Here is a 24,425-nt window from a genome sequence, read left to right on the forward strand (position 1 = left end):
GGTGGTGGTTCGCCGCTGAACCTTCCCGGCCGGGTCCCGGCGGGAGACAACCGGTTTCTGTCGGTGCCGCATGGCACCATCACGGTCATGACCCGCGCCGAAGCGGGCAGGGAACGAGGGGAGTTTCGACGTGACCGATCACCAGCACGCATCCGAACCAGCGCGGAAGTCCTCCGGCGTCGTACCGGTGCTGTTCAGCGCGAGCGCGGAGGCCCACGACGACGCGGTCGTGGCCGCGGATCGCGACACGGCCTGGCGTTCGCCGTTCGCTACCGACGGGTTGCGTCCGGCGAGTGGCGAATAGCTCACCTCTCACGGGTGAAGACCGCTTGTCCGCCCTGGTCACGGTGTGCTTTACTGCTCTAGGTCTCGATTTTTGTGTTCGTGTTGAGTCACGCTCGCAGAATTCAGCGGGCGTAGTGTCTCCTCGTCGAGGAAGCAAACCGTCCGGGTGCTGACCCGGGTCGCCGAAGTGGCTTCCTGTTTTGGTGTTACACATGGAGATTTTTGATGACTCAGGGCACTGTGAAGTGGTTCAACTCCGAGAAGGGGTTCGGCTTCATCACCCCCGACAACGGTGGCGGCGACGTCTTCGTTCACTACAGCGAGATCCAGGGTAACGGCTTCCGTACCCTCGAGGAGAACGCTCGCGTCGAGTTCGAGATCGGCCAGGGCCAGAAGGGCCCGCAGGCCACGTCGGTCACCGTGATCTGACTTTGATCTTGGGAAAGGGCCGTCACTCGTTCGGGGTGGCGGCCCTTTTCGTAGCTCCGCGCCAGGAATCACGGCGCTGTCCGGAGTGACCGAAGTGGACGTCGACCTCCCGGTCGGCCGGGCACCGCGGAGCACGTGTCGTACCCCGCTGCCGCGATTCGCCTCCGGTTGGTTCTTCTCCGCCGACGCCTCCAGGTTGGACAGTCTGCCGGCTGACACGCCGCCGGTGTGATCTTCGACGCCTCGGTACCGTTCACTGCAACGCCCTGCAACCCTTCCGCCCGCGCCGGACCGCGGAGTCTCCTGGTCCTCCGGGCAAGGAGGTCAGGTGGGCGAAACAGTGGCGGGGATCGTCGCGAACCCGGCTTCGGGGCGGGACATCCGCCGGCTGGTCGCGCAGGCGTCGGTGTTCCCCACCGCCGAAAAGGCGAACATGGTCCAGCGGCTGCTGGCCGCGTTCGCCGTGGCCGGGCTCGACCGGGCCCTCGTCTCCACCGACCTCGGTGGCATCTCCGCCGCCGTTCTGCGCGCCCTCGGCCGGGGCGGTACCTGGCCCGAAGTCGACTTCTGCGAGGACGACCCGCTCACCGGCACCGCCGCCGACACCACCAACGCCGTCCGGCGGATGGTCGAGGCGGGCGCCGGGGTCATCGTCGTCCTCGGTGGCGACGGCACCGCCCGCGTCGCGGCCGCGGCCTGCGAAGACGTGCCGATCCTCGCCCTGTCCACCGGGACCAACAACGTCTTCCCGCAGATGCGGGAGGCGACCGTCGCCGGCCTCGCCGCCGGGCTGATCGCCACCGGGCAGATCGATCCCGACCTCGTCACACACCGCGTCAGCGTGCTCGAAGTCGTCACGAAAGCACGCCGCGAGATCGCACTCGTCGACGTCTGCGTGTCGCTGAGCAGGCACATCGGGGCGCGGGCGCTGTGGGACCCGTCCTCGCTCACCGAGCTGTACTGCACCTTCGCCGAACCGGACGGCATCGGCCTGTCGAGCGTGCCCGGCCAGCTCTGCCCCAGCCCGCGGTCCAGTCCGGACGGCGTCGCGCTGCAGCTCGGGCCGGTCGGGGAGACGCCGTTTGTCGTGCACGCGCCGATCGCGCCCGGTCTCGTCCGGCCCGTCGGCGTCAAAGGCTGGGGCGTGCTCCGGCCCGGCGTGCGCGTCGAGCTGGCCGCGGCGGGGGGCGTCATCGCGCTCGACGGCGAGCGCGAACTCGAACTGAAGACCGGCGAAAGCGCGTTCGTCGAGCTCAAGCCGGACGGGCCGTGGGTCGTCGACGTCCGCGCGGCGATGGCGGAGGCGGCGCGGAAAGGGCTGTTGCGCACGGAAACCGAGCAAGGGAAGGAGCGTCGAAGATGACGGACACCCTGCGGGAGGCGTATCGCCTGATGCGCACCATCCGGGCCTTCGAAGAGCGGGTGCACGACGAGTTCGCGACCGGCGAAATCCCGGGCTTCGTGCACCTCTACGCCGGTGAGGAGGCTTCGGCCGCCGGCGTCTGCCTGCACCTCGACGACCGCGACACCATCGCCAGCACCCACCGCGGCCACGGGCACTGCATCGCCAAGGGCGTCGACGTCAAGGCCATGATGGCCGAGATCTACGGCCGCAAGACAGGATCCTGTCACGGCAAGGGCGGCTCGATGCACATCGCCGACCTCTCGAAGGGCATGCTCGGCGCGAACGGGATCGTCGGCGGCGGCCCACCACTCATCTGCGGCACCGCGCTCGCCGCGAAACGGCAGGACACCGGCGGTGTCGGCGTCGCGTTCTTCGGCGACGGCGCCAGCAACCAGGGGACGACGCTGGAGGCGCTGAACCTCGCGTCCGTCTGGAACCTCCCCGCGATCTTCGTCGCGGAGAACAACGGCTACGCCGAAGCGACCTCGAGTGCGTGGTCGGTCGCCTCGGACAACATCGCCGACCGGGCCGCCGGGTTCGGCATGCCCGGCGTGATCGTCGACGGGTTCGACTTCTTCGCCGTGCACGAAGCGGCGGGCGAGGCGATCGACCGGGCCCGCGAAGGCGGCGGGCCGACGCTCATCGAAGTCAAGTTCACCCGCTACTTCGGGCACTTCGAAGGCGACCAGCAGACCTACCGCGCCGGTGAGGTCGCCCACGCCCGCGAGAACCTCGACTGCCTCAAGCGGTTCCGCGCCCGCGTCACCGACAGCGGTGAGCTGGCCGAACACGTCCTCGACGACATCGACGCCGAAGTCGCGAAGCTCATCGAGGACGCCGTCTCCGAGGCGAAAGCCGCACCGAAACCCACCCGGGAAGACCTCGAAACCGACGTCTACGTCTCGTACTGAGAGGAGCGCATGCCATGGCACGCACGATCAGCTACCGCGAGGCGATCAACGAGGCGCTCGCGCAGGAGATGGAACGCGACGAGTCGGTCATCGTCATGGGCGAGGACAACGCGGGCGGTGCCGGCAGCCCGGGGGAGGACGACGCCTGGGGCGGCGTCCTCGGTGTCACCAAAGGCCTCTTCCACCGGTTCCCCGGCCGGGTGCTGGACACGCCGATCTCCGAGTCGGCCTTCGTCGGCGCGGCGATCGGCGCCGCGACGCGCGGGCAGCGGCCGGTCGCGGAACTGATGTTCATCGACTTCATGGGTGTCTGCTTCGACCAGATCTTCAACCAGGCGGCCAAGTTCCGGTACATGTTCGGCGGCAACGCCCGGACGCCGGTGGTGATCCGCACGATGTACGGCGCCGGCCTGCGGGCCGCGGCGCAGCATTCGCAGTGCCTGTACCCCGTCTTCACGCACATCCCCGGCCTGAAGGTCGTCGTGCCGTCGAGCCCGTACGAGGCGAAAGGCCTGCTCATCGAGGCGATCCGGGACGACGACCCGGTGATCTTCTGCGAGCACAAGGCGTTGTACGACACCCGCGGCGAGGTCCCGGAGGACAGCTACACGATCCCGTTCGGCGAGGCGAACGTCGTCCGCGACGGCGGTGACGTGACGATCGTCGCCATCGGCCGCATGGTCGCGATGGCCGAAGAAGCGGCGAAAGAGCTGGCCGCCAACGGTGTCGAGGCCGAGATCATCGATCCGCGCACCACCAGCCCGCTCGACACCGAAACCATCCTGGAGAGCGTCGGGAACACCGGACGGCTCGTCGTCGTCGACGAAGCGTCGCCGCGGTGCAACCTCGCCACGGACATCTCGGCGCTCGTCGCGAAGGAGGCGTTCGGCTCGCTGCGGGCGCCGATCGAGATGGTGACGCCGCCGCACACGCCGGTGCCGTTCTCCGACGCGCTCGAAGACCTCTACATCCCGGACGCGCAGAAGGTGCTCAACGCGGCGAAGGCGGTCGTGGAGTACCGGCGATGATCCACCGCGTCACGATGCCCAAGTGGGGCCTGTCGATGGAACGCGGCCGCGTCACCGGCTGGTTCGTGGCCGAGGGCGACGAGGTCGAGGCCGGCGACGACCTCGCCGACATCGACACGGACAAGATCAACGGCACGCTCGAATCCCCGGCCGCCGGCGTGCTGCGACGGGTCATCGCCACGGCTGGGGAAGAGGTGCCGGTCGGCGGCACGATCGCCCTGCTGGCCCCGGCAGGCACGCAGGACGCGGAACTCGACGAAGCCGCACGTCAGGCCCGTGCGGAGATCGACGCGGGCGCGGTCGAGACGCCGGAGGGACCCGTCACCGGCACGGTCGAAGTCGACGGAAGGTCGCTCGCCTACGCCACGCTGGGCACCGAGGGCGAAGTCGTCGTGCTGGTCCACGGCTACGGCGGCGACAAGAACTCCTGGCTCTTCGTGCAGGAAGCCCTCGCCCGGACGAACGTCGTGCACGCGCTCGACCTGCCCGGCCACGGCGAATCGACCAAGGACGTCGGCGACGGCTCGCTCGGCACCCTCGCCGACGCGGTCCTCGGCTTCCTCGCCGCCCGCGGCATCGAGCGGGCACACCTGGTCGGGCACTCGCTGGGCGGCGCGGTCGTCACCGCGGCGGCCGCGAAAGCCCCGCACAAGGTCACCGCGCTGACGCTGGTCGCCCCGGCCGGGTTCGGCACCGCGGTCAACGCCGCCTACCTGCGCGGATTCGCGGCGGCGACGTCCCGGCGCGAGCTGAAGCCGCACCTGGGAGCGCTGTTCGCGTCGCCGGAGCCGGTCACCCGCCAACTGACCGACGACCTGCTGAAGTACAAGCGCCTCGACGGCGTCGGCAAGGTCCTCACCACGCTCCTGGACACCCTCCTCGACGGCGAGAAGCAACGCATCGACGCAGCTCCGCTGCTGTCCGAAGTGGACGAAGCAGGCGTTCCGGTGCACGTGGTGTGGGGCCGGGCGGACGCCGTGCTGCCGCCCGAGAACGTGTCGCTCGAGGTCCGGTACGTCGACGACGCCGGGCACATGGTCCACCTGGAAGCCCCCGGCGCCGTGGTCGCCGCGATCACCGCCGGGGGCCGCTGAAGGGCTCTTCGCCGGCACCTCCCCGGCCGGCGAAGAGTCCTTCGGCGAGATGGCCACCACCTTCCGATCACCGAAGCGAAAAGGCAGACTGAGGAGGTCGAAAGGGCAAGGAGCGGCGGTTGGGGCAGCGAGACCTCGAGGCGGCGTTGCCGGCCGGAGCGGACCCCCGGCGGTACGCCCGCGTCCTCGCGCAGGTGCACGAGGCCGCGCTGAGCGGCAAAGCGCTGCCCAGCCGCCCGCGGGCCGTCATCGGCGCGTCCTGGCAACGGATGCGCCGCCTCGGCATGGACCCCGACAGCCGGGCCGCCGCGCCCGTCCTCACCTTCGGAGAGCTGGAAACACGCCGTCGCACGAGCGGGCTCGCCCAGGCGCTGCCGATCCTGCGCGACGGCCTGATCAGCCTCGCCGAGCAGGCCGCCCACATCATGGTGATCGCCGACGCGGCCGGCGCGGTCCTCTGGCGTGACGGCAGCGCCGCGGTCCGCCGCCGCGCCGACGGGCTCGGGTTCGTCGAAGGCGTCGACTGGCAGGAAGAGTCCGTCGGCACCAACGCGATCGGCACGGCGCTGGTCGCGCGCGCCCCGGTGCAGATCTACTCGGCCGAGCACTACGTCCGGGCGCAGCACTCCTGGACCTGCGCGGCCGCGCCGCTGCACGACCCGCGGGACGGCAGGCTGCTCGGCGTCGTCGACCTCTCCGGGCCGGCCTCGACCGTCCACGCGACGACGTTGGCGCTGGTCGACGCCGTGACGCGGCTCGCGGAGTCCCAGCTGCGCACGACCCACCTCACCGAACTCGAGCGGCTGAGGGGCTTCGCCGTCCCGGTGCTCGCCAAAGTCGGCGAGCCCGCCGTGGTGGCCGACGAACACGGCTGGGTCGCCGCGGCGGCCGGGCTCGCGCCGGTCGACCGGATCGCGCTGCCCACCGGCCTCGCGCCGGGCCGCGTCTGGCTGCCGGCGTACGGCAGCTGCGCGGTCGAGCCCGTGCCCGGCGGCTGGCTGATCCGGCCCACCGGGAACGAGGCCGCCCCACCCACCCGCGTCGTCCTCGACGTCCGGTCGCCGCGCGAGCCCGAGCTGACCGTCTCCAGCGCGGCCGGGACCTGGACGCACCGGCTCAGCCCGCGCCACGCCGAGGTGCTGTACGTCCTGGCCAGCCACCGTGACGGCCGGTCGGCGTCCGAGCTGTCGGCCGACCTGTTCGGCGACGCCGGCCGCACGGTCACCGTCCGCGCGGAGATGTCCCGCTTGCGGCGTCACTTCGGCGGCATCCTCGGTGCGAAGCCGTACCGCTTCGCCGACGACGTCGACGTGGTGGTCCGGCGGCCGCCGACTCCCGAAGGCGTGCTCCCGCACTCGCTCGCCCCGGCCATCCGCGGCTGATCCCGCCGAGCGGTCCACTATGGACGATGTGCGGCGCCTTCACCCGGACAGGTGAAGACGGACCCGGCCGAGGCCCGGACCCGGTCGCCGGGTGTGCGCGGAAACACCCACGCTGAGATCACGTGCTGATGACAGCGGGCGGTGCCGGTGGCTGCGCGCGTCGCCACTCGGCTACCTTCTGCGGGTACGGCTTTCGGGGAGGAATCGGGGATGACCAGCACTGCGACGGCCCCGGGTCCCACGGCGCCCGCGCCGGGACCCCCACCGTCGCCACCGGAGGGCCGCGACCGCGCCGCGGGCCGCAGCGGCCTGCTGGGGCTGCTCGACCTGCCGGGCCAGGGGGTCCGCGCGATCATCCGCTCAGCCGCGACCACGCCTGGCCGGCTCACCGTGATCGCCGTCGGGCTGGTGCTGCTCGCGCTCGTGGCCGGGCTGGTCGCGACGCTGTCGGTGCAGGACCGCGACGACACGATCACCGGCGTCATCGACCACCGCGAGCCCCTCGCCGCCGCTTCGCAGCAGGTCTACCGCTCGCTCTCGGACGCAGACGCGACCGCCGCGAGCGCGTTCCTCTCCATCGGCACCGAGCCGCCCGAACTCCGCCAGCGCTACGAGCGTGACATCGCCGAAGCCGGCGCCGCGCTCGCGAAGGCCGCTTCCGACGCCTCGGACGTCGCCGACGCGGCCGCCCCGGTCGACACCCTGAACCAGCAGCTGCCGGTCTACACCGGGCTCGTCGAAACCGCCCGCGCGAACAACCGGCTCGGCTACCCGGTCGGCGCGTCCTACCTGCGCGAGGCGTCCGAGCTGATGCGGGCGAAGATCCTTCCCGCCGCGCAGGACCTCTACCGCGTCGACACCGAGCGGCTGATCGAGGAACAGGACAGCGCCACCGGGTTCCCGTGGCTCGCCACCATCCTGATGGTCGCGCTGCTGGCCGCGCTGGTCGTCGCCCAGGTCTACCTGACCCGGCGCACGAACCGGCTGCTCAACGTCGGGCTCGTCGTCGCGACGGCCGCCGTCGTGGTGTCGCTGCTGTGGGGCGCGGTCGCGCTCGTCGTGCAGGGCAGCCTGGTCGGCAGCGGCCAGGACGACGGCTCGCACCGCGTCGACGTGCTGGTCCGCGCGCGGATCGCCGCGCTGCAGGCCCGCGCCGACGAGACGCTGACACTGGTCGCCCGCGGCGACGGCGCGGCCTACGAGAAGGACTTCGGCACCAACGCCGTCCAGCTGGTCGGCCCGGACGGCAAGGGCGGCCTGCTCGGCGAAGCGCGCGGCCTGATCCAGGACGGCGCCGGCGCCGCGAAGGTCGCCGACGCGACGAAGGCCGCGAACGACTGGCTGAAGGCGCACAGGCAGGTGCGTGCCCAGGACGACGCCGGTCAGTACCAGGAAGCCGTCGACTTCGCCGTGCTGGAGGACAAGACCGACGGCTCGGCGCCGGCGTTCCGGCGGCTCGACGACAGCCTGCAGGCGGCGATCGACGTCGGCAGGCAGGAGTTCCTCGACGACACCCACAACGGCGACCGCGCGCTGACGCTCCTCGCGCCCGGGCTGGCCGTCCTCGCGATCGTCGCGGCGGCGGGTGTGACCATGGGGATCCGGGAGCGACTGAGGGAGTACCGGTGAACAGGCGGGGGAAGACGATCCGGGCGGGCGTGCTGGCGGTCGTCGCGCTGCTGGCGGCGTCCTGCGGCAGTCCCGGGAAACCGGTCGATCCGGCCCCGGTCGGCGACGCGGGCTGGCCGCAGCCCGCGCACGTCGGCGGCCCGGACGCGACGGCCGGCGGCGGGAGCGACACCAGCTGCAACCCGCTGGCCAGCCTCTCGCCGACGAGCGGCACGTCGATCCCCGACGGCTCGACCATGGCGAAGATCAAGGAACGCGGCAAGCTGATCGCCGGCGTCGACCAGACGACCTACCTGTTCGGCTTCCGCAACCCCACCTCGGGCAACCTCGAGGGCTTCGACATCGACATGGTCAACGAGATCGCCCGCCAGATCTTCGGGGCACCCGAGGGCCGCGTCCAGTTCCGCGCGATCACGTCGGGACAGCGCGAGGACGTCCTGAAGAAGCACCAGGTCGACATCGTGGTCCGGACCTACAGCATCACCTGCTCGCGCAGGAAGGAAGTCCAGTTCTCCTCCGTGTACTACGTCGCCGGCCAGCGGCTGCTGGTCACGAAGGAGTCGAAGGCGACCAAGCTGGCCGACCTGAGCGGCAAGAAGGTGTGCGCGGCGAAGAAGTCGACGTCGCTGGCGAAGATCGCGACGGACCCGGCGAAGCCGGTGGCGATCTCGGTGGACAACTGGTCGGACTGCCTGGTGATGCTCCAGCAGGGCCAGGTCGACGCGGTTTCGACCGACGACACCATCCTCGCCGGGATGGCCGCGCAGGACCCGACGCTGCAGGTCGTCGGCGACCAGTTCTCGCAGGAGAACTACGGCATCGGCGTGCCGAAGGACAACGAGGACATGGTCAAGTTCGTCAACGCCGTGCTCGAGAACATCCGCAACAGCGGCGCGTGGCAGAAGAGCTACCGCCAGTGGGTCGAGCCTTCGCTGGGGCCGGCTTCGCCGCCGCAGGCGCAGTACCAGTGAGCGCGTCGCGACTAGGATCGGTTCCCGCACGTCGTCGGGGATCTGGGAGGTAGCAGTGTCGGAGGAGCCGCGCCGTCCTCGGCACGCCGCGCCGGACGACGAGCCGCAGCCGGCGAAGCCGAGCTGGCAGCCGCCGCCCCCGGTGCGGTGGGAGACGCCGGAGCCGTCGATCTCCGGCCGCCTCGACGAGGGCGGCGGGGAGCAGACCGTCTTCCACGCTCCCGTGCGCCGTCCGCCGACGCCGCCGCAGGGGCAGCCGTCCGCCGCACGCGCGCCGATCCCCGGCGCGGAGGACCCGACCCGCCCCCCGGGCAGCATGAACCCGGTCGAGCCCGTGCCGACGCAGGCGGTCCGCCCGCCGGAACCCGACGCGCCGCAGCTGACCAGCGTGCTCGCGGCGCCGACGCCGGAGACCCAGAGCATCATGCCGCCGGTGCCGCGGCCCGACACCGGCCCCGGGACGCCCCTGCCGGACCCGGGCACCGAGAGCGTCCTGCCCGAGCGCACCAGCGAAGGACGGCACACCGGAACCGGGACGGGCACGGGATCCGGAAGCGGCTCGGGCTCGGGTCCCGGCTCGTTCCCCGGCACTTCGCGCCGGACGTCGTCGCGGACGTCCCGGTCGCGGCGCGGCCGGCTCGGCGCCGGGCTCGTCGAGGTCCCCCCGGTGCCCGCGCGCGACCCCGCGTCCGCGGTGCTGACGAACCCCGTGGTGTCGGAGGAAAAGCGGTACTGCGGCAGCTGCGGCGCGAAGGTCGGCCGCGGCAAGGACGGGAAACCCGGCGCGGCCGAAGGGAAGTGCGAAAACTGCGGCGCGCCGTTCTCGTTCGTCCCGAAGCTGCAGCCGAACGAGCTCGTCGGCGGCCAGTACGAGGTGCTCGGCGCGCTCGCCTACGGCGGTCTCGGCTGGATCTACCTGGCGCAGGACCACAACGTCAGCGACCGCTGGGTCGTCCTCAAAGGACTGATCGACACCGGGGACGCGACGGCGATGGCGGCCGCGGCCAACGAACAGCGGTTCCTGGCCGAGGTCGAGCACCCGAACATCGTCAAGATCCACAACTTCGTCCAGCACCCGGACGCGCACAGTGGCACGACCGTCGGCTACATCGTCATGGAGTACGTCGGCGGCCAGTCGCTGCGGCAGCTCGCCCTGGCGCACCACCGGGAGAGCCGCCGTCCGGAGCCGCTGCCGATCGGCCAGGTCATCGCGTACGGGCTGGAAATCCTGCCCGCGCTGGGCTACTTGCACAGCCAGGGCCTGCTCTACTGCGACCTCAAGCCGGACAACGTCATCCAGACCAACGAGCAGCTGAAGCTGATCGACCTGGGCGCGGTCCGCCGCACCGACGACTACGAGAGCCCGCTGTTCTTCACCACCGGCTACAGCGCGCCGGAACTGCCGACGCAGGGCGCGTCGATCGCGTCGGACCTGTTCACCGTCGGGCGCACGCTCGCCGTGCTGAGCTTCGAGTTCACCGGCTACACCACCAAGTTCAAGACGACGCTGCCCGGCCCGGACACCGTCCCGCTCTTCGCGCTTTTCGGTTCCTACTACCGGTTCCTGCGGCGCGCGACGCACGCCGACCCGGACCGGCGGTTCCTCTCCGCCGAGGAGATGGCCGACCAGCTCACCGGGGTGCTGCGCGAGATCATGGCGCTCGGCACCGGCAAGCCGCGGCCCGGCGCGTCCACGGTGTTCGGCCCGGAGAGCCGCACCTTCGGCGTGCAGCTCGTGGTGCCGGAGGCCGGTGCCAGCGTGCCGCTGCCCAGCGCGGACGAAGTCGTCGCCGGCCTGCCGATCCCGCAGGTGGACACCGACGACCCCGCCGCGGGCGTGCTCGCGACGACGACCGCGCTCGACCCGCGCGGCGCCATCGAGGCACTGGCCGGCGCGCCGCGGGAGTCGATCGAGGTCCGGTTGCGGATCGTGCGTGCCCGGATCGAGCTGGGCGAGCTGGCGGAGGCGCAGCGGCAGCTGCAGGCGGCGCAGTACCTGGCCATCAAGAACGGCTTCCCGCACGACTGGCGGATCGACTGGTACCGGGGCTTGATCGAGCTGGCGGGCGGCCGGTCCCGGGTCGCGCACGTGGCGTTCGAAGCGGTGTACGACGACCTGCCGGGCGAGATCGCCCCGAAGCTCGCGCTGGGCGTCAGCGCCGAAGGCGTCGGCGACTACTTCGCCGCCGCGCGGTTCTACGAGCTCGTCTGGCGCACCGACCGCTCCTACGTCAGCGCCGCCTTCGGCCTCGCCCGCGTCTACCTGGCGCAGGGCGCGCGGAACAGCGCGGTCGAGGTGCTCGAGACCGTGCCGCCGTCGTCGACCCACTACATCGACGCGCAGGTCGCGGCGATCAAGATCAAGACGACGGCGACCAAGGCCAACGGCCGCGAGACCCCGGTCACCGTGCACGACCTGCTCGACGCGTCGGCCCGCCTCGAGCGGCTCCGCCTGGACGCCGAGCGCCGGACGCGGCTCAGCGCGAACGTGCTCGAAGCCGCGTACGAGTGGCTTCGAACGCCCAAGCAGGGTGGGCAGACGCCGGGAGGGCATGTGCTGGGGTGCGCGCTCGAGGAGCGTGAGCTGCGGTTCGGCCTGGAGCGGTGCTACCGGGCGCTCGCCCGGCTGGCGGGCACGATCGAGCAGCGCATCGAGCTGGTCGATCGGGCGAACGCCATCCGCCCCCGGACGCTCACGTGATCAGGGGTTGATGTCCCAGTCGCGCTCGCGCTGGTTCTTCGCGTGCTGCTCGGCCAGCTTCTCCAGCGCCTTGGGGTCGCCGTGGGTGCTGAAGTGCTCGAAGCCGACGATGACGAACAGCGCGCGGGCGCTCACCGCGACCGGGCCGTCCTCGGCGTCGAGGTGGCCGTCCGCGCTGACGTAGATCTTGCGGCCCGCGATGCCGTCCAGGCGGGCCTCGATGAACAGCGTCGAACCCACCGGGACCGGACGCCGGAAGTCGGTCTCGAGCTTGCCGGTCACCGCCGGCCGGTGCAGGAGGTTGCCCACGGTCGAACCGAGCGCCTCGTCGAACGCGCAGGCCAGCAGGCCGCCGTGGGCGAGCCCGGGTGCGCCCTGGTGGGCCGCGGTGACGGTGAACCGCGAGTACACGACCTGGCCCTCGCCGACGGTCGAGCGCAGGTGCAGCCCGGCGTCGGCCTCGTCACCACAGCCGAAGCACTCGGTGAAGTGCACCCCGAGCTCGGTACCCGGCGCCGGCGCCTTCGGGTGCGGGACGGCCGGCTCCACCGGCACCGGCGGCCACGGTTGAGAAACACGACTCATGCGCTGACGTTAACCGGCCGGTAGCCACGGCCCGCGCCCGGCCCGTGCGGTATGTCCGCAACCGGAACCTCTCGGTAGCCGGAAAGTTCCCCACCGTAGCGAATTCGCGGCTCAGACTGCCGACCTGCGAAAGCCGGTTAAGACTGGGCCGATGAGCTCGAACGGCCCGATGGGCACTGCACGGGAGGAGTCGTCGCCGGCATGAGCGAACCAGCAGCAACGACGGGCAAACCGTCAGTGGACGAGAGAACCGTCAAGCGTGCCGTGTGGGCCTCGGCCATGGGCAACGCCACCGAGTGGTACGACTACGGCGTCTTCACCTCGGGCGCGATCGCCGCCAGCATCGGCACGCTGTTCTTCCCGGGCGAAGGCAACGCCGTCCTGAAGTCGCTCGCCCTGCTCGCGGTCGGGTTCATCGTGCGGCCGTTCGGCGGGGCGTTCTTCGGGCCGCTCGGCGACAAGATCGGCCGCAAGCGCGTCCTCGCCATCACGATCCTGCTGATGTCCGGCTGCACGTTCCTGGTCGGCGTCCTGCCGACGTACTCCGGCGGCTACAGCATGGGCATCGCGGCGCCGATCGCGATCCTGCTGCTGCGGATCATCCAGGGCTTCTCCACCGGCGGCGAATACGGCGGAGCGGCGACGTTCATCGCCGAGTACTCGCCGACGAAACGCCGTGGCTTCTTCGGCAGCTTCCTCGAGCTCGGCACGCTGGCCGGCTACGTGCTCGGCAACCTCGTGGTGCTGTCGGTGACGCTCTCGATGTCGCCCGAGCAGGTCGACGCCTGGGGCTGGCGGATCCCGTTCTTCGTCGCGTTGCCGCTCGGCCTGATCGGGCTCTACCTGCGGAACAAGCTCGAGGACACCCCCGAGTTCCGCCGGCTGGAAGCAAAGGGCGAGGCGCCGAAGAAGGCGCCGCTCAAGGAGATCTTCGTCCGCAACTGGCGGATGATCCTCAACCTGATCGGCATCGTGCTCCTGCTGAACGTCGCCGACTACCTGCTGCTGACGACGATGCCGACGTACTTCACGGACACGTTGAAGATCAACGACAACACGTCGACCCTGATCATCATCGCGGTCGAGGTCATCCAGATGGCGATCATCCTGCCGCTCGGGGCGCTGTCCGACCGGATCGGCCGGAAACCGCTGCTGCTCACCGCGGCCATCGGGTTCGTGGTGCTGAGCTGGCCCAGCCTCAAGCTCATGCAGTCCGGCAGCATCCTGTGGCTGTTCGTCGGGTTCCTGATCGTGGCGATCCTGCTGGTCTTCATCCTCGCGGTGATCGGCTCGACGTTCCCGGCGATGTTCCCCACCCGGGTGCGCTACGGCTCGTTCGCGATCGGTTACAACATCTCGACGTCCCTGTTCGGCGGGACCGCCGGTGTCATCGTGACGGCGCTGATCAAGAGCACCGGAAACGAGGACTGGCCGGCGTACTACCTGATGGCGGCGGCGCTGATCGCGATCATCCCGATCATCAAGATCCCGGAGACGTCGCAGGTGCCGATGGAGCAGATCGACACCGAGGACAACAGCGGCAAGCTGACCTCCGCGGCCGTTCAGCGCTGAGCGGCCGCCGGAAAGCCGTGTGCCCCGCCCGGATCACCGGGCGGGGCACACGTGCGCCACGGCTAGCGTGTGGTCGTCACCACGGACGGGGCTTCCGGCCGGGTATCGACGGGCGAGGTGGGCACGGTCATCGACCTCGGGTGAGAGGTCGTCCGCGGGCCCGCGGACGGCGCCTGCGGGGTCAACGTCCGCTGGTTGCGGGACCGGGTCTCTCCCGGCTCGGCCGTCGGCGGCGCGATCGACGTCGCCGGGACTTCGAGGTTGGTGGGCCGCGGATCCGGGGACGTGGTGCCGATCGTGGACAGCCCGGGGCCGGCCGGCTCCACCGGCTCCGGCGGCCCGGCGCGGTGACCGGCCAGGAAACCGGCCACCGCCAGGACGACCGCCGTCGCGGTCGAAGTGCCCGCGACCGCCAAGCGCTTGCGTCGTCGCCGAACCCGGCCGCCGCGCTCGATCACGTCGGCGGCTTCGAGGCGCATCGGCGGCTGCGGGCCGCCGGCCGCGCCGGTCAGGAACGCGCGGACGTCGTCTTCGGGGTCCATGTTCGTCACCTCCCCTCCGTGGTCGCGCTGAAGGTCAGCGCACCGTAGTGCGGGCCGAGCCGCTTGCGCAGCGTGGCCAGGCCCCGGGAGGCCTGGCTCTTCACCGTGCCGGTGCTGCAGCCGAGCGCCTGCGCCGTCTCCTCGACGCTCAGGTCCTCGAAGTACCGCAGCACCAGCACGGCGCGCTGCTTGGGGGCCAGTACGGCCAGTGCCTGCCGGACCAGCATCTCCTGGTCGTTCGTGGCGGGCTCCACCGGGAGCTCCGGTGGAGCGTCGGTGAGCCGCTCCCGTTTCCACCTGCTGCGCCGGTGCTCGGCGAGGAACGTGCGCAGGACGACCTTGCGCGCGTAGGCGTCCAGCGCGTCGTGCCGCCACAGCCTCGGCCAGGCGAGGTAGAGCTTGAGCAGCGCGGCCTGCGTGAGGTCCTCGGCCTGGTGCCAGTCTCCGCAGAGCAGGAAGGCCGTGGACCGCAGGCTGTGCGCGCGCTCGCCGAAGTACCGGGCGAACTCGCCGTCCCACGGCGAGCCCGGCCCGGTCGACGGACGGGAGCGGGAGATCACCTGGCTACCGGGTCTCCCACACGGCCGGCAGGTTCAGGTCGCCGGTCGGCCCGGCCGGGACGGCCCGGGGGACGCGCGGAGCCTGGCCCGTGCGGGGCTTCTGCGTCTCGCGCGGGACGGGAACGTTGGTCGGCACCTGCGGGCGGGTACGGCTGGTGGCCGGGGCCGGCACCACGGTCGGCGGGTCGGTCGGCCGGACGGTCGTCTGGGTCGGGGCCGCCGGCGCCTGGTCGGCCAGCGCGATGCCACCGGTCAGGGCACCACCGGCGAGCACCAGCGCGCCGAGGGTCAGGGCGATGCGGATACGCAAGACAGCTCCTCATTCTCGCGGGCGCGGCTGGGATCGCTGCGCCTCTGCCCTTAGTCATGCGGCCGGTGATCACCGGGGTTGCATCGGATTTCGCGGGTTCGAAGGGAGAAACACGAACGGCCGGGAAGCCCGCACTGGACTTCCCGGCCGCCCGGCTGTTTCTCGGTGTCCCGGCCCTCGGTGGTCTCAGCCGGCGAGCGCCGACAGCTTCTGCCAGCTCGCCCAGTCGTAGGTCCAGTCGCTGTAGTCGCCGTCCTTCGCGGTCAGCGTCTGCGTGCTGCCGGTGATCTCGACCGGGTCGCCGGTGAGCACGCCGTCGTAGTACTCCTTGGCGCGCGCGGGCGACAGGTTCAGGCAGCCGTGCGAGACGTTCTTCTTGCCCTGCGCCCACACCGACGCGGCCAGGCCGTGGATGAACTCGCCGTTGTTGGAGATCCGGACCGCCCACGGCACCACGACGTTCTCGTAGTGGTACTTCGGGTTGCTCATCGCGTACGTGGCCTGCTTGCCCATGACGACGTGCACGCCGCTGTGGGTGACGCGGCCCGGGTCGGAGTCGAGGCCGTAGCTCACCGGGTAGTCGGCGATCTGCTGGCCGTCGCGGATCACCTGCATCGTGTGCTGCTGGGTGTTGCCCTTGACGATCTGGGACCGGCCGATGGTGAAGCTGGCCGACACGTCCTGCTTGCCGTACACGCCGTCGCCGACCTTCACGCCGTAGATCTTGGCGTTGACCTTCACCTGCGTGCCGGGCTTGAAGTACTCCTTCGGCCGCCAGTGCACCGAGGCATCGCCGGGCATCCAGGCCCAGGATCCCTCGGTCTTCGGCGTGGTCTCGACCGACAGCGCCTTCTCGACGGAAGCCTTGTCGGTGACGCGGCTCGGGAAGGTCAGCGCGATCGGCATCGCGATGCCGTACGTCTGGCCGTCCCCGACGTTCAGGCTGGCCGACGTCTGGCGCTTCGGCTTGACCGTGGTGAACGCGCCGGAGATGGGCACGTTCTTGCCGTCGGCGCCCTGCACCTGGCCGGCCCACGTGTACGTCTTGCCGTAGCCGAGCTGCTCGGTGGTGCTCCAGCTCTTCTTGTCCGCCGACGTCTGGCCCTGGACCTGCTTGCCGTCCGGGTTCGTCAGCGTGACCGACATGATCGTGCCGTCGGAGATCTTGACGCCGACCGGTTCACCGGGCGCGACGTCCTGAGCGCCGCCCGCCGGCGTCACCGTCAGCTTCGCGGGCTGCGCGGTGGGTGCCGGCGAGCTGGTCGGGCCCCCGCCCGAGGTGCCGCTCGCCGAGACCGTCGGTTCACTGCTGCACGCCCCCAGCGTGAGCGCGGCGACCAAGCCCAGTGCCGCGGCGGCGCCCCGGCGCCGCGTGGAAGTCCTCACCGTCAACCCATTCCCCTTTGCCCCTTTGGTGCTACCCCTTCACGAGACGTCCCGTGTGCTCGTGACGTTGAGCAAGATCGGCGTGACGAAGCTCACACCGACTCTCCGGGTTGTTTCACTGAGGGGGCACGGCCGACTCCGTGCCGTATCCGGTGATCACGGCGCCGCTGTGCTGCGCAAGACTAGCCGGTGGGTCCGACAGAACCGGGCCGGAGCCCTACGACGTTCCGGTGACCTTGGTGCGCAGAGCCGGTTTTCGCCCCGATCACGGGGTTCAACTTTGGCCAGATCCCGGTAGTCTGCTCTCAGGCCGTCGTTTTGCGTGTTCGTGGCTTCACACTCGCGGAACTTCTGACGCGAGCCATGGAGCCGACCCGCTCTTGACTCGTCTCGTTGGAACCGCCCGGGACGGTCGGGGTGCCGCTTCGGTGGCATTCGAAGCGGATCTGTGTAACGAGGAGTACAGCGGTGGCGCAAGGCACTGTGAAGTGGTTCAACGCGGAGAAGGGCTTCGGCTTCATCGCGCAGGACGGCGGCGAAGGCGACGTGTTCGTGCACTACTCGGAGATCGAGGGCCGCGGTTTCCGCACCCTCGAGGAGAACCAGCGAGTGGAGTTCGAGGTCGGCCAGGGGCAGAAGGGCCCGCAGGCCCAGAAGGTCCGCGCGATCTGAGACTGAGGCTCACAAGCCTCACAGGCCCTGCGTAAGTCCAAAGGCCTGAGCGGGGCCCCCGGCAAAGCCGGGGGCCCTTTCGCATGTCCGGGGCGGGAAGAGCGGCTAGTGCCGCCCGCCGACCGGCGCGTCGAAGGCGTCGGCGGGGAAGTGGAACTCATCGGTGAGGTCACTGAGATCGCCGACCTCACCGAGCTCACCGGCGTGGCCGGCCTGCTGCCGCTGGTCCTGCAGCGAAGAGGCCTGCCCTTCCCAGTTGAGCCGCTCGAGGATCCACTCCTGGGCAAGGGCCTGGGGCGAGATGCCCCGCTCACCGGCGATGTCCTTGAGCTGCTGGCTGGCGATGAGGCTCATCCGAAGCTGGTAGACCTGAGCCTCCCCGAACCGCTTGCCGGACCCGGTGCTCTCCAAGTCGTTCTCGGGAGCCAGGGCGGCAAGGTAGGAGGTCAGCTCGGTGTCCTCGACAACACCGTCGTCCGCAGGCTTCGCGGCACCACGATGACGCCCAGACGACGCGGCGGCTTTCAGGTTCGTGCGGCTGCTGAGGCGGCCAAGGGAGGGAAGAGGCACGAACGCAACGATAACGTTTGCATCTCGCCACACAAACCACTGTGAGCCACAACACGCCAAACCCCAAACCCATTCAGCCCAACAACCCCCCACATGGCCTAACACTCCCCAAACACAAAGCAACCCCCCTCTAACCCAACGAGTCGATCACCCCATCACGGGCACCTACCCCATCACAGGCACCTACCCCATCACGGGCACCTACCCACGCCACCGAGGGAAGGGCGCGAAGCGCCCGAACCGCGACCACGATCGCCAGGGCGCTCCGCGCCCGAAGCGAGAACCCAGCCACGCTGGAAGAGACGCAGACCGCACCGTGGGGGGTCCGGGGGGCTCGGCCCCCCGGGCGATACGCCGGAATGAATGGGCCGTAGCGAAGGGCGAAGCCCGAGCAGGCCCAGAAATGGAGGACCCCCGCGCCAGGGGGAGGAACGCGGGGGTCGGAGGGGATCTCCACAGGCGCTGACCGGGGGTGTGTCAGCACTTCGATTGTTGCACGAGTTGGTGGGTTGGGCGAGTGGAGAGCGGGAAATTTCCCGGTGGAGTGTCACTTTCGGGCGGGGTGACGTTCGTTCGGGTGGCTGTCTTCTTCGTGGTTGCCGATTGCGCTGCGTTGTGCGGAGCGTGGCGCGAGGTTCACTCTGCGGGGGGCTGTGTGTGGCGGCTGGTGCTGGTTAGCCTCGCGGCCAAGCTGTTGTGAGCCGTATGGAGGGGCTATGAGCGGGTCTGTTGAAGTGCGGCAGTTCCTCCTTCGGTACGAAGGTGCCGATGGGGGGAGTGCTCCGTTTGCCGGGGCGTTGCCGGCGCAGCGAAGTGGGGCTGCTGATGCGCAGCGGGTGTCGGATGATCAGGTTCGGCGGGCTCGGCTGGCGGTGGCGCATGGTGCGCTGGGGGTCGAGGACTGTGTTCAGTTGCTGGAGATGCTGGGGTTGAACTTGGACGAGGACGGTCAGGCGCCGGTTCAGCGTTGAGCGGGTGGGTCCGGCGGTTGCGCCGGACCCTTCCGGTGATATTTCCGCAGGTTGCGGGTCTTTTCGGAGAGCAATTACCGGGCTTTGCGAAGGTGCTTGACGCCAGTTTTGTAACACTGTTACGGTTGTCGTGTCGAAAGGGGTGGACATGACGGCGATCGAGGGTGTGGCGGAGCTGGCGAACCGGATCCGGCCGGTGGTGCAGGTGCTGGGCGGCAAGTTCATGACGTCGCCGGAGCTGGCCGAGGTCGAGGCGGAGGTGGGGCTGCCGCCGCGTTCGCTGTACCTGCGAGGCCGGTCGGCGGTGCTCGGCGACGTCCCGCCGAAGGTGGCCGCGGAGCTGTTCGGCATCTTCCCGCACTGGCTGTTCGACTTCGTCCTGCCGCCGGCGACGGCGGCCCTCGACGCTCCCTCCGCGGTCCGTGCCTACGCGGAGTCATCGGCCCGGTGGTCGCGCATCAACCTTTCGGCTGTATCGGAGCCCGGCCGGTTGGCGGAGCTGCTGTTCCGCGTCGTCGACGCCGCGGACGCCAGCGGGCTGGCGCTCTTCGCGGGCTGGAAGAACGCCGAGCGCCCCTCGGGTGACGCCGAACGCCTCGGTTTCGCGCTGATGGTCTTCCGCGAGCTGCGCGGCGGCCTGCACTTCGCGGCGCTGCGGGCGGTGGGCCTGTCGGTGCCGGAGGCGGTGGTGGCGGACCCGGAGGGCGGCCGCGCGCGCCTGCTGCGCACGGCGTGGCCGGAGGAGGCGGCGGACGAGCTCGTCGCGTCGGCGGAGCGCAAACCGGACCTGCGCGACCGCCGCCGTCACGCGGAGGCGCTGACCGACGACCGCATCGGCGAACTGCTGGCGTCGGCGCTGACCGAACCCGAACGGGTGGAGCTCGACCGCCGCCTGGCGGACTTGGCGACGTTTGCCCAGGTAGCGGCTTCGTAGCGGGCTTAAGGAACCCCCGGTGTAAAGCGGTGGCGGCGTGCCCTATGCTTGTAATCGCTCCCAGGGGAACCTGAGAGCGCGGTCGGTCGGTCACCCGAAACCGGCCGGGCTCCCATCGTTCAGCGGCCTAGGACTCCGCCCTTTCAAGGCGGCAACGCGGGTTCGAATCCCGTTGGGAGTACGCAGTATCGTAGTAAGCAGTACTTACGTAAACAGCAAGGCCCTGTGGCGCAGTTGGTTAGCGCGTCGCCCTGTCACGGCGAAGGTCGCGGGTTCGAGTCCCGTCAGGGTCGCAAGATCGTTCGGCTCCTCGCCGGCGTTCCCGGCCAGGTAGCTCAGTTGGTACGAGCGTCCGCCTGAAAAGCGGAAGGTCGCCGGTTCGACCCCGGCCCTGGCCACCCACGAAGAAGCCGTCTTGACTCAGGTCAAGGCGGTTTTCTTGCGTCTGGGGCCGATCGTGGCCGTGGCCGTTGTCGACCTTGGTTGACCGCCGTTGGCCGTCGCTGGTTGCACGTCGGTTGCACGGCGGGTCTGGTGCTCCGCGAGTTCGCAGTCCACTCGCCTGTTTCATGAGCGGTCACCTGTGAAACGCGTCCGCGACCGCTTGCGCTGCGGTCATGATCCGGCCGTTGCGGCGCGCTCGCGATTGGCGCGGATCTCGTCGTGGTGGTCGGCGGCCCAGCCGATCAGCGAGGTGACGATCTCGTGTAAGCCGCGGCCCAGCGGGGCGAGGGTGTACTCCACGCGCGGAGGGACCTCGGCGTAGGCGGTGCGGGTGATCAGGCCGTCCTGCTGGAGCTGGCGAAGGGTGAGGCTGAGCATCCGCTGGGAAATGCCGGGAACCTGCCGTTGCAGGTCGGTGTAGCGCAGCGGTCCGGACTCCAGGACCGCGATGAGCAGCAGGCTCCACTTGTCGCCGACGCGGTCGAGGGTCTGGCGGATGAAGTCCATGTGCTCGGCGGGGATGGCCGCGCACGGGCCGATCGCCGCCGCCCGTGCCGTCACCTCTGCTTCGTTGGCCGATTCCATTACGCACATTCCTCTCCGACACGCACACCAGTGTTCCTTTTGTATCGCCTTCCATGCTGATCCATCATGGCGTTACGCACAAGTTGTAAGAAATGGAGGTGCGTGATGAAGGTGGACATTTGGTCCGAGGTGACCTGCCCCTGGTGCGGCCTGGGGAACCGCCGGGTGGCCAAGGCCATCGAGCGGTTCGAGCACGCGGACGAGGTGGAACTGGTCCACCACTCGTTCCCGCTCAGCAGCAGCTTCCCCGAGGGCGACACCTTCTCCGTCCGCGAGGCCTTGCTCCGCCGGCACGGTGTGGGCGGCAGCCAGGCGGCAGCCAGGCCGAGATCTCGACCCGGCGGATCGAGAAGCTCGCCGCGAGCGAGGGCCTGATCCCCTACCGGGTGCTGGACAACCAGGTCGGCAACACCGACCTGGCGCACGAGTTCCTCGCGCACGCCAGCGCCCAGGGCAAGAACCGCGAGGCCTGGGATGCGATCTTCGCCACCTACTTCGGCAAGGCCGCGCCGGTCTTCTCGCTGGACGACCTCCTGGGGCTCTCCGGCGAACTCGGCCTGGACCGCGAGCAGAGCCGCAAGGCCCTCACCGACCGTCGCTACCGCCGGCAGGTCCGCGACGACGCGGCCCGCGCCCAGCGCCTGGGGGCGACCGGCGCGCCGTTCATCGTCGTCGACGACCGCTACGGCGTGCCCGGTGCCCAGGACAGCGACAGCCTCCTTGAACTGCTGCGCAAGGCCTGGGACGACAGCCACCCCCTCACCCTCGCCGACGACGCCGGCGATGCCCCGGTCTGCGGACCGGACGGCTGCGCCGTCCCCGAGCACGCCTGATTCCAGCTGCCCCCAGCAGCCGCGGACAGACGAGGCCGCCGCCCGGGCCCTGTCCTGACCGGCCGGCCGCCTGATCCACCCCTGAACTCCCCGAAAGGCTTTTTGATCACCATGAGTAACCTCCTGGTCTTCGGCGGCAGCGGCCGCACCGGCGCTCACGTGCTGGAATACGCGGTCCAACGCGGCCACCGCGTCCGCGCCCTTGTCCGCAACCCCGACAAGGTGCAGGCGCCGGCCGGCGTCGAGCTGATCCAGGGCACCCCTGCGAACATCGACGACATCCGCCGGGCCGCCGAAGGCGCCGAGGGGGTGATCAGCGTGCTGAACAACGGCCGCGCCTCCGACAACCCGTGGGCCAAGCCGGTCAGCCCGCCGATGTTCATGACCGACGCCGCCCGCCACACGCTCACCATCATGGGCGAGCAGGGCATCCGCCGCATCGTGCTGGCGTCCACACAGGGCGCGGGCGACGACTGGGCCCGGCTCAACCCGCTGGCGAAGGCGTTCATCAAGCTGTCGAACATCAAGGCGGGCTTCGAGGACCACACCGGCGTCGACCAGGTCATCCGCGCCTCGTCCGGCATCGACTGGACCCTGGCCCGTGCCGTCACCCTGACCGACAAGCCCGCCGGTGGCCCCGTGCGGGCCGCCGAGGCCGGCACCGAAAAGCCCGGCGCACGGATCAACCGCGCCGACCTCGCCCAGTTCCTCGTCCAGACGATCGAAGACGACACATGGATCCGCAAAGCGCCCCTGGTCTGGAACACCCGCGGCTGATCCGTCCCGCCAGGCCACGGAAGGTCCCCGCATCAGCGGGAAGCCCTCCGCCTCACCTCCTGGCCACTGCTCACCGCCGCCCCACTGGACCGATCGGCAGCATCCGCTGGCTGGGAGCCCGTCGGCTATCGCTTCTTCCGACAATATGCCTGCGGTTTCCGCGGGCGTACTCGTTCGAGTACGTGGTCCACACGATGATCACGACCGGCGTGCCCTCGCGGAGCTTCAGGGCCTCGGTCTCCGACGGTCCGGGCATCCGGACGGCTTCTTCAGATGTGGCCAGGGCCGGGGTCGAGCGAAAATGTCGGTGACGTCCGGCACGATGTCCCGGTGACGCAAGCCGACTGGGACGATCAGGCCGCGACCTTCGACGACCAGCCCGACCACGGTCTCCGTGATCCCCGGGTGCGCGCCGCCTGGGCGGAGCTGCTTCTGCCGTTGCTGCCGCCGGCTCCGGCGGCCGTCGCCGATCTCGGGTGTGGGACCGGCAGTCTTGCCGTTCTGCTCGCCGAGGCCGGGTATGCCGTGTTTGGGGTTGATCTCTCGCCGCGGATGCTCGACGTGGCCGGGAAGAAAGCCGAAGCCGCCGGGGTCGGCGTCGAACTGCGTCGCGGGGATGCGGCCGATCCTCCTTGTGCGCCAAGCACCTACGACGTCGTCCTCGTCCGGCACGTGCTGTGGGCCTTGCCCGATCCGGCCGCCGCGGTGGATACCTGGGTTCGGCTGCTGAAACCCGGTGGTCGCCTTGTCCTCGTGGAAGGCCGGTGGTTCACCGGCGCCGGGATCTCCGCCGGCGAGTGCGAACGCCTTGTCCTCGCCCGGCGAGACGAGGCGACGGTGACGCTGCTCGACGACCCGGCCTTGTGGGGCTCGCCGATCGAGGACGAGCGGTACGTGCTCGTCAGCCGAAGCTGAAGGCCGGACGAAGTGGGGTTCTGCCTGGAAGCTGTCATCGCCGGCGAAGCCGTGCTTCGCCGGCTGGCCGGGAACATCCCCATCGTTCCTCTGCACGGTCCGTTGTCGATGCTGCCGATGACCGACGAGTACTTCGACGCGGTGTCCGCCCCGGGCGCCGCCGAACTCGAAGGGGTCTGGAAGGCACCGGTGGGCTTCGGCGACTCGCTCGCCGCGTGCTCGGAACTGGGACCGGTGGCGTACGTCGAAGCCGATTACTCCGGCGGTGTCGGCAGCCAGTCCGCGCAGGTCTGGCACCGCGGCACCGTGATCCTCGGTCCGCTGCGGATCGCCGTGGGCGAGCGGCCGCCGTCCGGCGGCAGCCCGATCTCGCAGGCACTGCGCGCACTCGGCGTGCGCCGTGGCCGTCACCTCGACGAGTTCGACGCCGTCCGGCTCGGCCGGTACCGGCGCACCGAAGAATGGCTGCGTTAGGCCGAACGAGTGAACCTCGGAAAGCCGTGTCCGGACGTGTCGAGTCGCGACGACCACCCGGTGAAGGCAGCCCGAACCCGGGCCGCCACCCACACCGGGGAGCCGAAATGCGATACCTCCTGACCCTCCACATGAACCCCACCCTCTGGGCCACCCTGGCCGACGACCGGAAGAACGCCGTCTACGAAGGACACATGGCCTTCATCAAGCTCATCACCGAGTCCGGCGAGATGGTCGAGACCAAGGCGCTCGCCGAACCCGCCGAGACCAAGACCGTCCAGGTCAGGAACGGTGTGGCGCAGACGAAAAGCGGCGGCTTCGTCGAGTCCGAGGCCTTCCTCTGCGGCTACTACGTCGTCGACGTCGGCAGCGAGGAACGCGCCGTCGAACTGGCCGCCGAGATCCCCGACGCGCAGTACACCGCCGTCGAGGTGCGGAAGGTCGTGCACGAAGGTTGACC

The 24,425-nt window shown here is 70.3% G+C and carries 27 protein-coding genes and 3 tRNA genes; 23 read left to right on the top strand and 7 right to left on the bottom strand.

Annotated elements, in window-relative coordinates; translation table 11 throughout:
* The first annotated feature begins 130 nt into the window (after positions 1-130).
* The 10 genes from AB0G28_RS00655 to AB0G28_RS00700 all read left to right on the top strand — a co-directional run bounded on the left by AB0G28_RS00655 (position 131) and on the right by AB0G28_RS00700 (position 11,835).
* Positions 131-304, top strand: coding sequence for a hypothetical protein (locus AB0G28_RS00655; RefSeq protein WP_361081557.1), 174 nt, complete (start codon positions 131-133; stop codon positions 302-304).
* 206 nt (positions 305-510) lie between these two features.
* Entirely contained in the window at positions 511-714 is a 204-nt protein-coding gene (locus AB0G28_RS00660; RefSeq protein WP_004563013.1) for a cold-shock protein, read from the top strand.
* 328 nt (positions 715-1,042) lie between these two features.
* The gene (locus AB0G28_RS00665) at positions 1,043-2,077 is read left to right on the top strand and encodes an NAD(+)/NADH kinase (RefSeq protein ID WP_361081562.1); all 1,035 of its coding nucleotides are present in this window, start codon (positions 1,043-1,045) and stop codon (positions 2,075-2,077) included.
* Entirely contained in the window at positions 2,074-3,030 is a 957-nt protein-coding gene (locus AB0G28_RS00670) for a thiamine pyrophosphate-dependent dehydrogenase E1 component subunit alpha (RefSeq protein ID WP_361081565.1), read from the top strand. The genes AB0G28_RS00665 and AB0G28_RS00670 overlap by 4 nt, the downstream gene beginning before the upstream one ends.
* A gap of 14 nt (positions 3,031-3,044) precedes the next feature.
* A complete protein-coding gene (locus tag AB0G28_RS00675) occupies positions 3,045-4,058 on the top strand; it encodes an alpha-ketoacid dehydrogenase subunit beta (protein ID WP_361081568.1) in 1,014 nt (337 codons plus the stop codon).
* A complete protein-coding gene (locus AB0G28_RS00680) occupies positions 4,055-5,152 on the top strand; it encodes an acetoin dehydrogenase dihydrolipoyllysine-residue acetyltransferase subunit (protein WP_361081571.1) in 1,098 nt (365 codons plus the stop codon). Before AB0G28_RS00675 ends, AB0G28_RS00680 begins: the two co-directional genes overlap by 4 nt.
* Before the next feature lie 119 nt (positions 5,153-5,271).
* A complete protein-coding gene (locus tag AB0G28_RS00685) occupies positions 5,272-6,534 on the top strand; it encodes a GAF domain-containing protein (protein ID WP_361081573.1) in 1,263 nt (420 codons plus the stop codon).
* A gap of 210 nt (positions 6,535-6,744) precedes the next feature.
* Positions 6,745-8,163 carry a hypothetical protein gene (locus AB0G28_RS00690; protein ID WP_361081576.1) on the top strand — a complete coding sequence of 473 codons (1,419 nt, stop codon included), beginning with the start codon at positions 6,745-6,747 and terminating at the stop codon, positions 8,161-8,163.
* Positions 8,160-9,134, top strand: coding sequence for a glutamate ABC transporter substrate-binding protein (locus AB0G28_RS00695; RefSeq protein WP_361081579.1), 975 nt, complete (start codon positions 8,160-8,162; stop codon positions 9,132-9,134). The genes AB0G28_RS00690 and AB0G28_RS00695 overlap by 4 nt, the downstream gene beginning before the upstream one ends.
* A 55-nt stretch (positions 9,135-9,189) precedes the next feature.
* Positions 9,190-11,835 (top strand): tetratricopeptide repeat protein, encoded by a 2,646-nt coding sequence (locus AB0G28_RS00700; protein ID WP_361081582.1) that lies wholly within the window; start codon positions 9,190-9,192, stop codon positions 11,833-11,835.
* Here AB0G28_RS00700 and AB0G28_RS00705 read toward each other — a convergent pair whose 3' ends face one another.
* The gene (locus AB0G28_RS00705; protein WP_361081584.1) at positions 11,836-12,420 is read right to left on the bottom strand and encodes a PaaI family thioesterase; all 585 of its coding nucleotides are present in this window, start codon (positions 12,418-12,420) and stop codon (positions 11,836-11,838) included. It lies immediately after the preceding gene.
* A gap of 237 nt (positions 12,421-12,657) precedes the next feature.
* Here AB0G28_RS00705 and AB0G28_RS00710 point away from each other — a divergent pair, with 237 nt between their 5' ends.
* Complete coding sequence (locus AB0G28_RS00710; protein ID WP_361082335.1) at positions 12,658-13,992, top strand: MFS transporter; 1,335 nt, start codon at positions 12,658-12,660, stop codon at positions 13,990-13,992.
* Positions 13,993-14,054: 62 nt separating this feature from the next.
* Here the strand turns inward: AB0G28_RS00710 and AB0G28_RS00715 are convergent, their stop codons facing one another.
* The 4 genes from AB0G28_RS00715 to AB0G28_RS00730 form a co-directional block, all read right to left on the bottom strand.
* Positions 14,055-14,534 carry a hypothetical protein gene (locus AB0G28_RS00715; RefSeq protein WP_361081586.1) on the bottom strand — a complete coding sequence of 160 codons (480 nt, stop codon included), beginning with the start codon at positions 14,532-14,534 and terminating at the stop codon, positions 14,055-14,057.
* Between the two features lie 5 nt (positions 14,535-14,539).
* Entirely contained in the window at positions 14,540-15,094 is a 555-nt protein-coding gene (locus AB0G28_RS00720; RefSeq protein ID WP_361081589.1) for a SigE family RNA polymerase sigma factor, read from the bottom strand.
* Positions 15,095-15,098: 4 nt separating this feature from the next.
* The gene (locus AB0G28_RS00725; RefSeq protein WP_361081592.1) at positions 15,099-15,404 is read right to left on the bottom strand and encodes a hypothetical protein; all 306 of its coding nucleotides are present in this window, start codon (positions 15,402-15,404) and stop codon (positions 15,099-15,101) included.
* 186 nt (positions 15,405-15,590) lie between these two features.
* On the bottom strand, positions 15,591-16,790 hold the full coding sequence (locus AB0G28_RS00730) for an Ig-like domain-containing protein (protein ID WP_361081595.1): 1,200 nt from the start codon (positions 16,788-16,790) through the stop codon (positions 15,591-15,593).
* A 468-nt stretch (positions 16,791-17,258) separates the two neighbouring features.
* Between AB0G28_RS00730 and AB0G28_RS00735 the strand changes: the two genes are divergently transcribed.
* Positions 17,259-17,462: a cold-shock protein gene (locus tag AB0G28_RS00735; RefSeq protein ID WP_003097368.1), complete on the top strand. Its 204-nt coding sequence runs from the start codon at positions 17,259-17,261 to the stop codon at positions 17,460-17,462.
* Positions 17,463-17,567: 105 nt separating this feature from the next.
* Here the strand turns inward: AB0G28_RS00735 and AB0G28_RS00740 are convergent, their stop codons facing one another.
* Complete coding sequence (locus tag AB0G28_RS00740; RefSeq protein ID WP_361081597.1) at positions 17,568-18,032, bottom strand: hypothetical protein; 465 nt, start codon at positions 18,030-18,032, stop codon at positions 17,568-17,570.
* 716 nt (positions 18,033-18,748) lie between these two features.
* Between AB0G28_RS00740 and AB0G28_RS00745 the strand changes: the two genes are divergently transcribed.
* The 5 genes from AB0G28_RS00745 to AB0G28_RS00765 all read left to right on the top strand — a co-directional run bounded on the left by AB0G28_RS00745 (position 18,749) and on the right by AB0G28_RS00765 (position 20,335).
* A complete protein-coding gene (locus tag AB0G28_RS00745) occupies positions 18,749-19,003 on the top strand; it encodes a hypothetical protein (RefSeq protein ID WP_003097372.1) in 255 nt (84 codons plus the stop codon).
* A 148-nt stretch (positions 19,004-19,151) separates the two neighbouring features.
* Positions 19,152-19,937 carry a hypothetical protein gene (locus AB0G28_RS00750; protein WP_361081600.1) on the top strand — a complete coding sequence of 262 codons (786 nt, stop codon included), beginning with the start codon at positions 19,152-19,154 and terminating at the stop codon, positions 19,935-19,937.
* Positions 19,938-20,045: 108 nt separating this feature from the next.
* Positions 20,046-20,118: transfer RNA gene (locus AB0G28_RS00755), tRNA-Glu, on the top strand.
* 38 nt (positions 20,119-20,156) lie between these two features.
* A tRNA-Asp gene (locus AB0G28_RS00760) sits at positions 20,157-20,230 on the top strand.
* 31 nt (positions 20,231-20,261) lie between these two features.
* Positions 20,262-20,335, top strand: a tRNA-Phe gene (locus tag AB0G28_RS00765).
* 217 nt (positions 20,336-20,552) lie between these two features.
* Here the strand turns inward: AB0G28_RS00765 and AB0G28_RS00770 are convergent.
* Positions 20,553-20,966 carry a helix-turn-helix domain-containing protein gene (locus AB0G28_RS00770; RefSeq protein ID WP_361081602.1) on the bottom strand — a complete coding sequence of 138 codons (414 nt, stop codon included), beginning with the start codon at positions 20,964-20,966 and terminating at the stop codon, positions 20,553-20,555.
* A gap of 105 nt (positions 20,967-21,071) precedes the next feature.
* On the opposite strand from AB0G28_RS00770, the gene AB0G28_RS00775 reads away from it, so the two are divergent.
* The 6 genes from AB0G28_RS00775 (at position 21,072) to AB0G28_RS00800 (ending at position 24,423) form a co-directional block, all read left to right on the top strand.
* Positions 21,072-21,341 (top strand): DsbA family protein, encoded by a 270-nt coding sequence (locus AB0G28_RS00775; protein WP_361081604.1) that lies wholly within the window; start codon positions 21,072-21,074, stop codon positions 21,339-21,341.
* Complete coding sequence (locus tag AB0G28_RS00780) at positions 21,341-21,799, top strand: DsbA family protein (protein ID WP_361082337.1); 459 nt, start codon at positions 21,341-21,343, stop codon at positions 21,797-21,799. Before AB0G28_RS00775 ends, AB0G28_RS00780 begins: the two co-directional genes overlap by 1 nt.
* A 111-nt stretch (positions 21,800-21,910) precedes the next feature.
* Complete coding sequence (locus AB0G28_RS00785; RefSeq protein WP_361081606.1) at positions 21,911-22,576, top strand: NAD(P)H-binding protein; 666 nt, start codon at positions 21,911-21,913, stop codon at positions 22,574-22,576.
* Positions 22,577-22,906: 330 nt separating this feature from the next.
* Entirely contained in the window at positions 22,907-23,491 is a 585-nt protein-coding gene (locus AB0G28_RS00790) for a class I SAM-dependent methyltransferase (protein WP_361081607.1), read from the top strand.
* Between the two features lie 12 nt (positions 23,492-23,503).
* Positions 23,504-23,965: a hypothetical protein gene (locus AB0G28_RS00795; protein WP_361081609.1), complete on the top strand. Its 462-nt coding sequence runs from the start codon at positions 23,504-23,506 to the stop codon at positions 23,963-23,965.
* Positions 23,966-24,072: 107 nt separating this feature from the next.
* Entirely contained in the window at positions 24,073-24,423 is a 351-nt protein-coding gene (locus AB0G28_RS00800) for a YciI family protein (RefSeq protein ID WP_361081611.1), read from the top strand.
* Positions 24,424-24,425: the final 2 nt, after the last annotated feature.

This window comes from Amycolatopsis sp. NPDC021455, from assembly GCF_040640995.1.
Lineage (GTDB): Bacteria > Actinomycetota > Actinomycetes > Mycobacteriales > Pseudonocardiaceae > Amycolatopsis.

Excerpts from the sequence above, each read along its gene's own strand:
- AB0G28_RS00660 (WP_004563013.1), top strand. The coding sequence starts at position 511 with ATGACTCAGGGCACTGTGAAGTGGTTCAACTCCGAGAAGGGGTTCGGC.
- AB0G28_RS00670 (WP_361081565.1), top strand. The coding sequence starts at position 2,074 with ATGACGGACACCCTGCGGGAGGCGTATCGCCTGATGCGCACCATCCGG.
- AB0G28_RS00675 (WP_361081568.1), top strand. The coding sequence starts at position 3,045 with ATGGCACGCACGATCAGCTACCGCGAGGCGATCAACGAGGCGCTCGCG.
- AB0G28_RS00680 (WP_361081571.1), top strand. The coding sequence starts at position 4,055 with ATGATCCACCGCGTCACGATGCCCAAGTGGGGCCTGTCGATGGAACGC.
- AB0G28_RS00690 (WP_361081576.1), top strand. The coding sequence starts at position 6,745 with ATGACCAGCACTGCGACGGCCCCGGGTCCCACGGCGCCCGCGCCGGGA.
- AB0G28_RS00705 (WP_361081584.1), bottom strand. The coding sequence starts at position 12,420 with ATGAGTCGTGTTTCTCAACCGTGGCCGCCGGTGCCGGTGGAGCCGGCC.
- AB0G28_RS00715 (WP_361081586.1), bottom strand. The coding sequence starts at position 14,534 with ATGGACCCCGAAGACGACGTCCGCGCGTTCCTGACCGGCGCGGCCGGC.
- AB0G28_RS00745 (WP_003097372.1), top strand. The coding sequence starts at position 18,749 with ATGAGCGGGTCTGTTGAAGTGCGGCAGTTCCTCCTTCGGTACGAAGGT.
- AB0G28_RS00750 (WP_361081600.1), top strand. The coding sequence starts at position 19,152 with ATGACGGCGATCGAGGGTGTGGCGGAGCTGGCGAACCGGATCCGGCCG.
- AB0G28_RS00770 (WP_361081602.1), bottom strand. The coding sequence starts at position 20,966 with ATGGAATCGGCCAACGAAGCAGAGGTGACGGCACGGGCGGCGGCGATC.
- AB0G28_RS00775 (WP_361081604.1), top strand. The coding sequence starts at position 21,072 with ATGAAGGTGGACATTTGGTCCGAGGTGACCTGCCCCTGGTGCGGCCTG.
- AB0G28_RS00785 (WP_361081606.1), top strand. The coding sequence starts at position 21,911 with ATGAGTAACCTCCTGGTCTTCGGCGGCAGCGGCCGCACCGGCGCTCAC.
- AB0G28_RS00800 (WP_361081611.1), top strand. The coding sequence starts at position 24,073 with ATGCGATACCTCCTGACCCTCCACATGAACCCCACCCTCTGGGCCACC.